Genomic DNA, 11,521 nt, shown 5'->3' on the forward strand with positions numbered 1-11,521 from the left:
CATTCATGATTATTTACGATCCTTGAGCGGCACGAACTTCAGGTCTTCAGGGCCTGTGTAGTTGGCGCTCGGGCGGATGATCTTGCCGTCGATGCGCTGCTCGATGACGTGCGCCGACCAGCCAGCGGTGCGGGCGATGACGAACAGCGGGGTGAACATGGCGGTTGGCACGCCCATCATGTGGTAGCTCACCGCGCTGAACCAGTCGAGGTTGGGGAACATCTTCTTGATTTCCCACATCACGCTTTCCAGGCGCTCGGCGATGTCATACATCTTGGTATTGGACTGCTCAACGGACAGCTGCTGGGCAACTTCCTTGATCACCTTGTTGCGTGGGTCGGACACGGTGTAGACCGGGTGGCCGAAGCCGATCACCACTTCCTTCTTCTCGACACGGGCGCGGATGTCGGCCTCGGCCTCGTCCGGATTGTCGTAGCGTTTCTGGATCTCGAAAGCCACTTCGTTGGCGCCGCCATGTTTCGGGCCGCGCAGCGCGCCGATGGCACCCGCGATGCAGGAGAACATGTCCGATCCGGTACCGGCGATCACCCGTGAGGTGAAGGTCGAAGCGTTGAATTCGTGTTCGGCGTACAGATTCAGCGAGGTGTGCATGGCGCGCACCCAGGACTCGCGCGGCTTCTCACCATGCAGCAAATGCAGGAAGTGACCGCCGATGGAGTCGTCGTCGGTTTCCACATCGATGCGCTTGCCGTTGTGGCTGTAGTGGTACCAGTACAGCAGCGCGGAGCCGAGGGAGGCCATCAGCTTGTCGGCGATATCGCGGGCACCCGGATGGTTATGGTCGTCCTTTTCCGGCGCCAGGCAACCAAGCACGGACACGGCGGTGCGCATCACGTCCATCGGGTGGGCCGAAGGCGGCAGGGTTTCCAGCGCGGCCTTGACGCCAGCCGGCAGGCCGCGCAGGGCCTTCAGCTTGGTCTTGTAGCCAGCCAGTTCGGCGGCATTGGGCAGCTTGCCATGCACCAGCAGGTGGGCGATTTCCTCGAACTCGCAACGGTTGGCGAAATCGAGCACGTCATAGCCACGGTAATGCAGGTCGTTACCGGTGCGGCCGACGGTGCACAAGGCCGTATTGCCGGCGGCAGTGCCGCTCAGCGCAACGGATTTTTTCGGTTTGAAGCCAGGGGTGGTTTCAGTGGCACTCATGGTTATCTCCTCGAATCTTCTTGTTCTTTTTTACTTCTTGCCGGCGGCGAACAACGCATCGAGCTTCTGCTCGAAGGCGTGGTAGCCAATACGGTCGTAAAGCTCGACACGGGTCTGCATCAAGTCGATCACGTCTTTCTGGTGACCGGTCTGGCGGATCGCGGTGTAGACAGTTTCCGCCGCCTTGTTCGCGGCACGGAATGCCGACAGCGGGTACAGCTGAATGGCTACGCCGACCGAGGCCAGCTCGTCACGGGTGAACAGCGGCGTAGCGCCGAATTCGGTGATGTTGGCCAGAATCGGCACGTTCAGCGCATCGACGAAGCGCTTGTAGGTCGGCAGGTCGTAGGCTGCCTCGGCGAAGATCGCATCGGCCCCGGCCTCGACGTAACGCTGACAGCGCTCGATGGCAGCGTCCACGCCTTCAGCCTGGATCGCATCGGTACGGGCGATCAGGAAGAAATTCGGATCGGTCTTGGCGTCGGCGGCAGCCCGCACACGGTCGACCATTTCCTCGCAGGAAACGATCTCCTTGCCCGGACGATGACCGCAGCGCTTGGCCCCAACCTGATCTTCGATGTGCGCGGCGGCGGCGCCGGCCTTGATCAGGCTCTTGACCGTGCGCTCGATATTGAAAGCGCTGGGGCCAAAGCCGGTGTCGATATCCACCAGCAGCGGCAGGTCGCAGACATCGGTGATGCGGCGCACGTCGGTCAGCACGTCGTCCAGGGTGTTGATACCCAGATCAGGCAGCCCAAGGGAACCTGCGGCGACACCGCCACCGGACAGGTAAATCGCGCGAAAGCCCGCACGCTTGGCCAGCAGCGCGTGGTTGGCGTTGATCGCACCGATTACCTGCAGCGGCTGCTCTTCGGCGAGGGCCTGGCGGAAGCGTTGGCCGGCGGAAAGCTGGGTCATGAATCACCTCGGGTCTTGGATGAAGTGGCGAGCGCGCCTTGCCCGGTCTGAGCAACATAGTGGCGCTCGATATTGCGCTTGGAAGCGCCGATGTGACGGCGCATCAGCAGTTCGGCCAGTTCGCCGTCACGGTCGGCGATGGCATCGAGAATGCGGTGGTGTTCGGCGAAGGCCTGGTGCGGCCGATTCGGGGTGGCGGAGAACTGCAGGCGGTACATGCGCACCAGTTGGTACAGCTCATCGCACAACAGCTTGGCAAGGGTGCGGTTACCACTGCCCTGGATGATCCGATAATGGAAGTCGAAATCGCCTTCCTGCTGGTAGTAGCCGACGCCAGCCTTGAAGGCGGCGTCCTGCTCATGCAGCTCTAGCACACGACGCAGTTCGTCGATCTCTTTCTGGGTCATGCGCTCGGCAGCCAGGCGGCAGGCCATGCCTTCGAGCGATTCACGAATCTCATACAGCTCGATCAGTTCGACATGGCTGAGCGAAACCACTCGCGCGCCCACATGCGGCACCCGCACCAGCAGCTTCTGCCCTTCCAGGCGATGAATAGCCTCGCGCAGCGGGCCACGGCTGATGCCGTAGGTACGCGCCAACTCAGGTTCGGAAATCTTGCTGCCGGGAGCGATCTCGCCCTTGACGATAGCCGCCTGGATCAGGCGAAAGACGTGTTCGGAAAGTGTTTCCGAATCCACCTGAGGCGCTGCGGGCGCTTCTGATTCGAGCAGCATAATTGTCGACACCATTGACGTTCAGTACCGATAAAACTACGCCGAAAAGGCAAATTCGTCAAAGCAGACCAAAGTATTGTCGACAATATTATTGAGCCACTCAACCGCACCACTGCTGACGTTACTTGCAGAAAGCTACATAAGCGTCTGTCTGCATGGAAAATCTCCATGCTAGAATGGCGCCCGCTCACGCCGGGCCACATGCCTGGCTATGCCTGCTAGACTCCTGACAGGCAAACGCGTCGGTAAACTGCCGTCAGTCGCCCACAACGCCCCTGGCAACATCTCCTCAAGGACTTATGACCCTCAAGCCCTTCGCCCTGTTGCTTTGCCTGCTAGCTCTCTCCTGCCCAAGTCTTGCGGCAGGCAAAACCATTTATGGTCTCAACGAATACATCCTCATCCAGGATCTCGATCTGGTCGTTGCAGGCAAACTCGACACGGGTGCCAAGACCGCCTCACTCAGTGCGCGCGACATCAAACGCTTCAAACGTGACGGGGAAACCTGGGTTCGTTTCGTCCTGGCCATCGACGGTGCAGAAGATCAGATCGTCGAGCGGCCACTGGCGCGTATCAGCAAGATCAAACGCCGTGCCGGTGACTTCGATCCGGACGAAGGCAAGACCTACACACCACGCCCGGTTATCGAGCTTCACCTGTGCATGGGACAGGCCCTGCGCACGATCGAAGTGAACTTGACCGACCGAAGCGCATTCCAATACCCGCTGCTGATTGGCTCCGAAGCGCTGAAAAACTTCGAAGCCGTGATCGATCCAAGCCTTAAATACGCTGCCGGCAAGCCCGGCTGCGACTCTGACGCAACCCCTGGCGAGTAATTCCCATGCGCTCTCTGAACCTGCATCTGAAAATCCTGATCACCTTGCTGGTGGCTCTGGGTGTTCTGATTACGGCATATCAAATCTTCATCCTCGGCATTCCGGTGACCGAAGACGAGACCGACGACCTGTGGAACATCGACGCCAAGGTCGAATTCCAGGCCAGCCCGCGCGAACCCGTGAAACTGCAGATGTTCGTGCCGCCGCTGAACCAGGATTACGTGAGCCTCAACGAGAGCTTCATCTCCAACAACTATGGCGTGAGCGTCAACCGTGTCGACGGCAACCGCCGCGTCACCTGGTCCGCCCGCCGCGCCAACGGCAAGCAGACTCTCTACTACCGCCTGGTACTGACCAAGCGTTACAGCGGCGAACAGACTCAGGCCAAAGGCCCGATCTTCCGCGATAGCCTGCCTGTGGAAGGCCCGGAGAAAATTGCCGCAGAAGCCCTGCTGGCACCAATCCGCCAGCACTCGGCGGATGTCGAGACCTTCATCAGCGAGACCATCAAGCGCGTCAACAACGTGGGTGATGACAACGTCAAGCTGCTGCTTGGCGGCGATACCTCCACGGCAAACAAGGCCAAGGTAGTCGACCTGCTGCTGTCCATCGCCCACGTGCCAATGGAGCGTGTGCACACCATTCGTCTGCAAGCCGAAGTCGCCCAGTCGCCTGAACTCTGGCTGCGCAGTTTCAACGGCCAGAAATGGCTGTACTTCAACCCTGAATCCGGCGAGCAGGGTCTGCCTGCCGACCGCCTGGTCTGGTGGATTGGCGACGGCGACTTGGTCAGCCTCGAAGGTGGCCGCCAAGCTGTCGTCAGTTTCAGCCTGAACAACAGCGAGATGAACGCCATCCGCCTGGCCAAGCTGACCGACGAGAACACCGACGCCACCTTCCTGGAGTACTCGCTGTACGGCCTGCCACTGCAGACCCAGCAGACCTTCATGATCATGGTGATGATCCCGATCGGCGTACTGGTGATACTGATCCTGCGCAACCTCGGTGGCCTGCAGACTCTGGGTACCTTCACCCCGGTGCTGATAGCCCTCGCCTTCCGCGAGACGCAGTTGGGCTTCGGTATCTTCCTGTTCACGGTAATCACCGCGCTCGGCCTGTCACTACGCTCCTACCTGGAACATCTGAAGCTGCAGATGCTGCCACGCCTATCGGTGGTGCTGACCTTCGTCGTGGTATTGATCGCCACCATCAGCCTGTTCAGCCACAAGCTGGGCCTGGAGCGCGGCCTGTCCGTCGCCCTGTTCCCGATGGTGATTCTGACCATGACCATCGAACGCCTGTCGATCACCTGGGAAGAACGTGGCGGTGGCCATGCCTTCAAGGTCGCCATCGGCACCCTGTTCGCCGCGACCATCGCGCATCTGCTGATGAGCGTGCCGGAGCTGGTCTACTTCGTGTTCACCTTCCCGGCGGTTCTGCTGATCCTGGTCGGTTTCATGCTGGCGATGGGGCGTTACCGCGGCTACCGCCTGACCGAACTGTTCCGCTTCAAAGCCTTCCTCAAGGACTAAGCCTATGTTCGGTCTGATCAAGACATGGAAGGCCCTCGAAGCCAAAGGCATCATGGGCATCAACCGACGCAACGCGGACTACGTGCTGAAGTACAACAAGCGGCACCTGTACCCGATCGTCGATGACAAGATCATCACCAAGGAGCGGGCCATCGAGGCCGGTATCGATGTGCCCGAGCTGTACGGCATCATCGATACCGAGAAAGGCATCGACAAGCTCGACGAGATCATCGCCGGGCGCACCGACTTCGTCATCAAGCCAGCCCAGGGTGCTGGCGGTGACGGCATTCTGGTGATCGCCGACCGTTTCGAAGATCGCTTCAAGACGGTATCCGGCAAGATCGTCAGCCACGAGGAACTGGAGCAGCAAATCTCCAGCATCCTTTCCGGCCTGTACTCGTTGGGCGGCCACCGCGACCGCGCATTGATCGAATACCGCGTGACCCCGGACACCATCTTCAAGAGCATCAGCTACGAAGGCGTACCGGACATCCGCATCATCGTGCTGATGGGCTACCCGGTGATGGCCATGCTGCGCCTGCCGACCCGGCAGTCCGGCGGCAAGGCCAACCTGCACCAGGGCGCCATCGGCGTCGGCGTCGATCTCGCTACCGGCGTCACCCTGCGCGGCACCTGGCTGAACAACAAGATCAGCAAACACCCGGATACCACCAACGCGGTCGATGGTGTTCAGTTGCCGAACTGGGATGGTTTCATGAAGCTCGCGGCCGGCTGCTACGAGCTGTGCGGCCTGGGCTACATAGGCGTGGACATGGTGCTGGATCAGGACAAGGGCCCATTGATTCTCGAACTCAACGCCCGCCCAGGTCTGAACATCCAGATTGCCAACGATTGCGGCCTAACCCATCGCGCCCATGCGGTGGAAGCCCGCCTGGAAGAGTTGAAGGCCAAAGGCATCCAGGAGAACGCCGAAGAGCGTGTGCGCTTCTCCCAGGAGCTGTTCGGTCACGTCGCCAGCAAGGAAGTCTGACGTTCGCCGTGCGCACCACCAATTCGTAGGGCGGGTGCAACCCGCCAGCCCGCTAACAGCGGGTTGCACCCGCCCTACCTGGTAGTTCGCGTAGCCCGGATGAAATCCGGGGGATTCGCCGGCAAACAGCCCCGGATTGCATCCGGGCTACGGGCTGTTACTCCAGCCAATGCACGCGGCCAACCCTACCGCACTATCGCCAGCTCGAACTCTCCCTCATCGGCATGCGCATGACGTTGCATACCGGCCTCATCCAGCGCCAACTGCTGCAACGGTCGCTTGAACGGCTTGTTGTCGAGGGTCTGCAAGCTGCGGTCTTCGTCGGTGGTAATCAGCAACACATAGCGCTCGCCACGTTCAGCCCGTACCTGCACCGTGCCTTCGATGAAGGCATAGCGGTACCAGGTTTCCGGATGCAACTGGTACACCGCATCACTGACCAGCCGCGTCGGCCGTTTGGCCTCATCGAGAAACAGCAGCGACGGATAGACCACCTGGCGCTTGGCGAAACTGCGCACACGCAAGCCATAGCTTTGCCGTGAGGCCGGTAACTTCAACGCGGCGTAGTAACTGCGGCCCATGGGAAACTCGAAACTGGGCGAGAATCGACCCAGCTCCTCGAAACGCGGCTCGTCCGCCGATAGCGCGGTGAAGTCGCTTTCTCGCAACTGGCCACAGCAGCGTGCCGACAACTCACCGTAGAGACTATCGCCACGCGCCTGACTGCCTTCGAGTAGCGCCTGCATGGCTGCAGTAGGCTGGCCGTCGAGCATCGGCAGCGCTGGCCTGCTGCGCTCGAACTCGATCTGTCGACCTTCGCTGTAACGAACCTTAGAGGGCGTCATACCTGACTGGCCATCGCGCGATTTAGCGGGAACCGGCGAGTTGTGCATCCGCCCTTGCTCGTCGACCCAGGTGTAATAAGGGCTGTCGTAGCTGTCGCGCGCAAAGCCTCTGCCTTCCAGCACCGCTGAGTCGATATAATCCCCTGCCCGCTCACCGCTGGCCAGCACCTGATCACGCCCCGACGCACCTGCGACCTGTGTGCCGGCATAGAAGCTGTTCTGCAGCTGGCCGCTGCCATCGACCCAGGTGAAATAGCGACGCTTGCTCTCCCCCATGCTTGGCGCACTTCCAGGCCAGGCGCCGCCATCACCGAGGCGGGCCTGATCGCTCTGCTCGGCACGACGCTGCGCCAGTTGCTGCTGCTCGGCGAAACGGGCGTCAACGAAAGTGTTGTGCACTCGCCCCAGCTCATCGACCCAGGTCAGGTAACGACTGCTGGCAGTGGCATGCAGCACGGGCAGCAGCATCAGGAGCAACAACAGACTGCGCATCGCCTCAGAACCTCGAGGTATAGGTCATGGCGAAGATATAGGCCTTGACCGTGGTTTCGATATGGAGCCCGGCATAGGGGTTATAGACCAGGTTATCCAACCCTTCGCAGCTGGCGTTGCAGCTGCTGCCAGCGGGAATGTTCTGTTTGGAGACGAAGTAATTGAAGCCGACATCGATGGTGGTGTCCTTGTCCCAGCGATAGCCCAGACCAAGACCGTAAAGGTCGGCATCGCCTACCGGCGCCAGCACGTCGGCCTTGTTCTTGGGAATGGCCGAAGGACGGTATTCGTAGCCAGCGCGCAGGGCCAGGCGATCATTGACGTCGTACTGCACGCCGACGCCCCAGCTCCAGGTGTCGCGGTAACCGCGGTCGAGAATGATGCTGCGATCGGTGGCATTGCCACCGCCGAAGGTCTTGGCGATGCGCAGCAGATCCAGCTCGCGATCGAACTCGATCTCGAAGTTGTTCCAGTCGCTGTAGCCGACCCAACGCAAATCCAGGTTGAACTGCCACTTGTCGAACGGGCGCACCTTGATACCGGTGCTGAAGGCATCCGGATAGGTCAGTTTCAACGAGGCGTTGCCGCTCTCCTCGTCGGCGCCATAGGGAAAGATCGGGCTGAGTATCTGACCGAACAACGAGCTTTGCAGGCCAGACCAGAAGCCCGCCCAGTCCTCGGTATAGTCGACACGATACTTGCCCTTGAGATTCATCCGCGCCTCGCTCTGGTAAGTCGCCCCCCAGGCGAACCAGTCCGTCGGCTCCCAGAGAATGCCCAGGTTGTAGGTCGGCGACAGGCTCTGTTGCAGATCCAGATCGAGATTGGCCAGCGAGTCGAACGGGCCGATCTTGCCGCTGCAGACATCGATAAATGGCCCCGTGATCTCTTCCAGGCCCGGCAGGCACAGTGCTTCGTTGAGAATACGGGTCAGGCCGGTAAGCATACCGGGGTTGCGAAAGTCCTGATTGAGCGCCACCGCCTGATGGGAAAAGCCGATGGACAGCCCCAGCGACAGCTCGTCGTTGACCTGATAGGCCAGCGACGGCGAGAAATAGGTGATGCGCTGCAAGGACACCTGACGCCCCTGGAAACGCCCTGGATCATCATCGGAATCACGCGAATAGCCCAGCGCCATCGGCGCATAGACATTGGTGGCGAAAGTGAACTTGGAGCCAGGCGGGTTGATCGACAAACCGGCCAGCGGCGCCACCAGCACCGGTAACTCGGTCATACCGCCGACACCCGGCAGGTACATGGTCGGCGTCAGGGTGCGGCTACTGGAGTTCTTGTAGGGATCGTCGTCAAAGCCCATGAAACCGTAGTCTTTCTTGGCGTTGAACTTGGCACGGATATCCATCACGCCACTGAGCAGCTTGACCGTGGTCTGCCGCCCCTTGAGTTTGCTCAGCGCCGCCGGGTTGTAGTGCACGGCATCGATACCGGTGACATCGGCGGTGACGGCGTTGCCCATGGCCATGGCCTTGGGGTTGCCGATGGTCAGGTTGTTGGCCAGTTGCGCCTGGGCAGGCAGGACGCAACCCGCGCCGAGCCCAACCAGCAGCAGAGCCTGCAGCTTGGCAAGATGAGTCATATCAGGTTCGCTCGCTGCTTACTCGGCCTTGAGGCCCTTGATATCCAGGGGCATGGAGATCCCGAGCAGGACATCGGGCGAATCTTCGGTCATACCGAAACCGGCATTGACGTTGACGATGGTATTCGGCGACGTGCGCAGGCCCAGCGAGAAGTTCATCACCGCACTGGTCTGCTCGTTGCCTTCGAAGGTGGCGTCGCTGAACTTGAATTTCGGCGCCAGGTTGTGCGCCATCTGGAATGACGTGGCCAGCGACACGTCGTAAGACAGCGCGTAAGCGAAGCCCATGCTCAGCGACAGGCTCGAACCCGGGTCGACTTCCTCCAGCAAGCGCCCGCCACGCACCTGATCGGCATCGCGGATTGGCAGGTTGTAGGTGTAACCAAGCGAGCCGAACAGCACCACCGGATCGATCACGTAAGAGAGGTTCGCGCCCACGCCCAGGCTGTAGTAACCGCTGCCGGTGGCCAGGCCATTGTCCAGGCTGACGTCGTATGGGCTATCGCCGGTCGGCAGGCCAAGGGTCGCGAACAAGGTGGTGACGGGACGGCCGCGCGCCGACGACCAGGGCTGCCAGCGAAAGCTCGCGGAAATATCGCCGAGGCTATAGGTGCTCAGATCGCGCTCGGTGTCGTACTTGGCCAGGAACGGCACGCGCATGCTGAAGGTGAGGTTGTCCCACACCCCGTAATCGAAGGTGAAGGAGTTGGTGAAGGTATGCTGCGCCTCGCTCTGGCCGATCACGCTGTAGACGTTCTGCCCGGTGCGGACGGTCTGGATCTGCGTATCGCGTAGCAACGAATAGTCGAAGCCGTAAGTCAGGGTACGCTCGCCCTTCTTGAGCAGCGTGTAGCTCTTCTCGGCAGCCTGGAACACCTCCTCCAGCGCCTTGGCGCTATCGGCGTCGTCGTCTTTCTTGGTCAACGCATCGCGTGCATCGTCGACCGTGGCTTCTTCGGCCATCAACGGCTGTGTCGCAACCAGCGTCAGCATGGCCAGCCATGCATACCCCCAAACTCCCATGACGCTATCCCCAGATCGTTATTGTTATGCCGGGTGAATCACTTGCGGCGAATGTATTGAATGTCGCCTCCCGACCCCAGTTGGTCGGCCTGATTCGTGGTGAACTTGGCCATCTGCGGAAATTCGCGGAAAGCCAGCATGCTGATGGTGCGGTCGTCGATGATGCGCAGGTCGCGGTCGGTCAGCGCCATGGCATTGGGCGGCTCGTTACCACTGGGGAAAATCACGAACAGCACGTTCTGATCCCAGATTTCCTCGAAGCGCACGCGGGTGAAGCTGATGTTGCCGAGCGCCGGATCGGCAATGAACACGTGGTCGTTGTAGACGTCACGCACCACCACGAAGTGTTTGAAGCCGGCGTACTCGATGGGCACGATGGCCGGGTGTTCGAGCTGGGCCAGGTCATCGAATCCGGCGCGAAAGCCACCGCTCTTGTAGCCCAGAGCGGTGACGAAGCGTTTCATGTCCAGCAGCGAGAAACCTCGGCGCTCGACGATCTTCTCCGCCTCGCCGAAGTGCAGCAGCCCTTCCATCACCTGGCGCTCTTCCAGGTTGCGCCCGAGGTAATAGTCCAGCAACGTGGTCAACGCCGCAGAGCCGCAGCTGTAGTCATAGGCCTGGCGGATCACGTTGCGAAACTGCAACTGGCTCATCGGCTCGAGAACCACCGACTCGCGCAGCGGGCCGTTGGGCACCAGTTGCTGAGTGATGTTCACGGTACCGGCGGGCTGCGGCTTGATGTCGACAGCCTCGGTAAAACCGTACAAACCGATCAGGCTGCCCACGAGAATTTCGATCATTGGTCAATCCGCAACTGCGTACAACGGGGCAGGAGCCCGGCCGCGAACGGCGGCAGAGCCCCTGTCAATCAGATCAGACGAGGATCAATGACCCCAGATCTTGACGGTGGAGCCGGCCATGTCCAGGCCATTGATGGCCACGCCACCAATGCTGTTGGCGCCGATCTTCACCGCACCGACCGAAACGCCACCGTTGATGCCCGGCAGACCGATTTCCAGTTTGTTGTCCTTGACGTCGATGGTCAGCGGGTTGGACTCATCGATGTTGAAGCCGGACAGGCTGACGGTGTTCAGGCTCAGGCTGTTGCTGCCATCGCTGACACCGGTCTCGGTGTCGGTGTAGACGATGGAGCCGATGGTGGCATCGAAGTTACCGGCGATGCTGATACCGGCCTGACCGGTTACGCCAGCGAGGTCGGCGTCGTCCAACGCCTTCAGGTCGGCCTGGGCCATGAACGGGACGGCCATGACGGCGGCGGCAAGAGCGAGTTTTTTCAGGGTCATCATTGTTGTTATCTCCACAGTTCAAATGGGGGTTCCCCGGGCTCTGCCGGTGACGTCCTGTCACGAGCAGCCTGATCGGCCCATG

General features: G+C 60.6%; 11 protein-coding genes. 3 read left to right on the forward strand and 8 right to left on the reverse strand.

Annotation, left to right across the window (positions count from 1 at the left end; translation table 11 throughout):
• Positions 1 to 9: 9 nt before the first annotated feature.
• The 3 genes from prpC to HS968_RS14470 are packed head-to-tail and all read right to left on the reverse strand — an operon-like array spanning position 10 to position 2,819.
• The gene (prpC, locus tag HS968_RS14460; protein ID WP_179624799.1) at positions 10 to 1,167 is read right to left on the reverse strand and encodes a bifunctional 2-methylcitrate synthase/citrate synthase; all 1,158 of its coding nucleotides are present in this window, start codon (positions 1,165 to 1,167) and stop codon (positions 10 to 12) included.
• Between the two features lie 30 nt (positions 1,168 to 1,197).
• Positions 1,198 to 2,085, reverse strand: a complete 888-nt coding sequence (gene prpB / locus HS968_RS14465) for a methylisocitrate lyase (protein ID WP_182366679.1) — start codon at positions 2,083 to 2,085, stop codon at positions 1,198 to 1,200.
• Positions 2,082 to 2,819 (reverse strand): GntR family transcriptional regulator, encoded by a 738-nt coding sequence (locus tag HS968_RS14470; protein WP_182366681.1) that lies wholly within the window; start codon positions 2,817 to 2,819, stop codon positions 2,082 to 2,084. The genes prpB and HS968_RS14470 overlap by 4 nt, the downstream gene beginning before the upstream one ends.
• Positions 2,820 to 3,118: 299 nt before the next feature.
• On the opposite strand from HS968_RS14470, the gene rloA reads away from it, so the two are divergent.
• From rloA to HS968_RS14485, 3 genes are read left to right on the forward strand one after another with little or no spacing between them, the layout of a single operon-like run.
• On the forward strand, positions 3,119 to 3,655 hold the full coding sequence (rloA, locus tag HS968_RS14475; protein WP_106740627.1) for a retropepsin-like aspartic peptidase RloA: 537 nt from the start codon (positions 3,119 to 3,121) through the stop codon (positions 3,653 to 3,655).
• A gap of 5 nt (positions 3,656 to 3,660) precedes the next feature.
• Positions 3,661 to 5,187, forward strand: coding sequence for an osmotic stress tolerance membrane protein RloB (gene rloB / locus HS968_RS14480; protein ID WP_182366683.1), 1,527 nt, complete (start codon positions 3,661 to 3,663; stop codon positions 5,185 to 5,187).
• A gap of 4 nt (positions 5,188 to 5,191) precedes the next feature.
• Positions 5,192 to 6,178: an alpha-L-glutamate ligase-like protein gene (locus HS968_RS14485; RefSeq protein WP_119691515.1), complete on the forward strand. Its 987-nt coding sequence runs from the start codon at positions 5,192 to 5,194 to the stop codon at positions 6,176 to 6,178.
• 185 nt (positions 6,179 to 6,363) lie between these two features.
• Here HS968_RS14485 and HS968_RS14490 read toward each other — a convergent pair whose 3' ends face one another.
• From HS968_RS14490 to HS968_RS14510, 5 genes are all read right to left on the reverse strand, one after another.
• Positions 6,364 to 7,515, reverse strand: a complete 1,152-nt coding sequence (locus HS968_RS14490) for a MalM family protein (protein WP_182366685.1) — start codon at positions 7,513 to 7,515, stop codon at positions 6,364 to 6,366.
• 4 nt (positions 7,516 to 7,519) lie between these two features.
• A complete protein-coding gene (locus HS968_RS14495; RefSeq protein WP_182366687.1) occupies positions 7,520 to 9,109 on the reverse strand; it encodes an outer membrane protein transport protein in 1,590 nt (529 codons plus the stop codon).
• 18 nt (positions 9,110 to 9,127) lie between these two features.
• The gene (locus tag HS968_RS14500) at positions 9,128 to 10,132 is read right to left on the reverse strand and encodes a transporter (protein ID WP_106740616.1); all 1,005 of its coding nucleotides are present in this window, start codon (positions 10,130 to 10,132) and stop codon (positions 9,128 to 9,130) included.
• Positions 10,133 to 10,170: 38 nt separating this feature from the next.
• Entirely contained in the window at positions 10,171 to 10,932 is a 762-nt protein-coding gene (locus HS968_RS14505; RefSeq protein ID WP_182366689.1) for a C39 family peptidase, read from the reverse strand.
• 84 nt (positions 10,933 to 11,016) lie between these two features.
• Positions 11,017 to 11,439: a DUF6160 family protein gene (locus HS968_RS14510; protein WP_106740610.1), complete on the reverse strand. Its 423-nt coding sequence runs from the start codon at positions 11,437 to 11,439 to the stop codon at positions 11,017 to 11,019.
• Positions 11,440 to 11,521 lie beyond the last annotated feature (82 nt).

The organism is Pseudomonas berkeleyensis, assembly GCF_014109765.1.
Taxonomy (GTDB): domain Bacteria; phylum Pseudomonadota; class Gammaproteobacteria; order Pseudomonadales; family Pseudomonadaceae; genus Aquipseudomonas; species Aquipseudomonas berkeleyensis.

Coding starts and splice junctions, on each gene's coding strand:
- rloB (WP_182366683.1), top strand. CDS start 3,661: ATGCGCTCTCTGAACCTGCATCTGAAAATCCTGATCACCTTGCTGGTG.
- HS968_RS14510 (WP_106740610.1), bottom strand. CDS start 11,439: ATGATGACCCTGAAAAAACTCGCTCTTGCCGCCGCCGTCATGGCCGTC.
- prpB (WP_182366679.1), bottom strand. CDS start 2,085: ATGACCCAGCTTTCCGCCGGCCAACGCTTCCGCCAGGCCCTCGCCGAA.
- HS968_RS14495 (WP_182366687.1), bottom strand. CDS start 9,109: ATGACTCATCTTGCCAAGCTGCAGGCTCTGCTGCTGGTTGGGCTCGGC.
- HS968_RS14505 (WP_182366689.1), bottom strand. CDS start 10,932: ATGATCGAAATTCTCGTGGGCAGCCTGATCGGTTTGTACGGTTTTACC.
- HS968_RS14485 (WP_119691515.1), top strand. CDS start 5,192: ATGTTCGGTCTGATCAAGACATGGAAGGCCCTCGAAGCCAAAGGCATC.
- prpC (WP_179624799.1), bottom strand. CDS start 1,167: ATGAGTGCCACTGAAACCACCCCTGGCTTCAAACCGAAAAAATCCGTT.
- HS968_RS14500 (WP_106740616.1), bottom strand. CDS start 10,132: ATGGGAGTTTGGGGGTATGCATGGCTGGCCATGCTGACGCTGGTTGCG.
- HS968_RS14470 (WP_182366681.1), bottom strand. CDS start 2,819: ATGCTGCTCGAATCAGAAGCGCCCGCAGCGCCTCAGGTGGATTCGGAA.
- rloA (WP_106740627.1), top strand. CDS start 3,119: ATGACCCTCAAGCCCTTCGCCCTGTTGCTTTGCCTGCTAGCTCTCTCC.
- HS968_RS14490 (WP_182366685.1), bottom strand. CDS start 7,515: ATGCGCAGTCTGTTGTTGCTCCTGATGCTGCTGCCCGTGCTGCATGCC.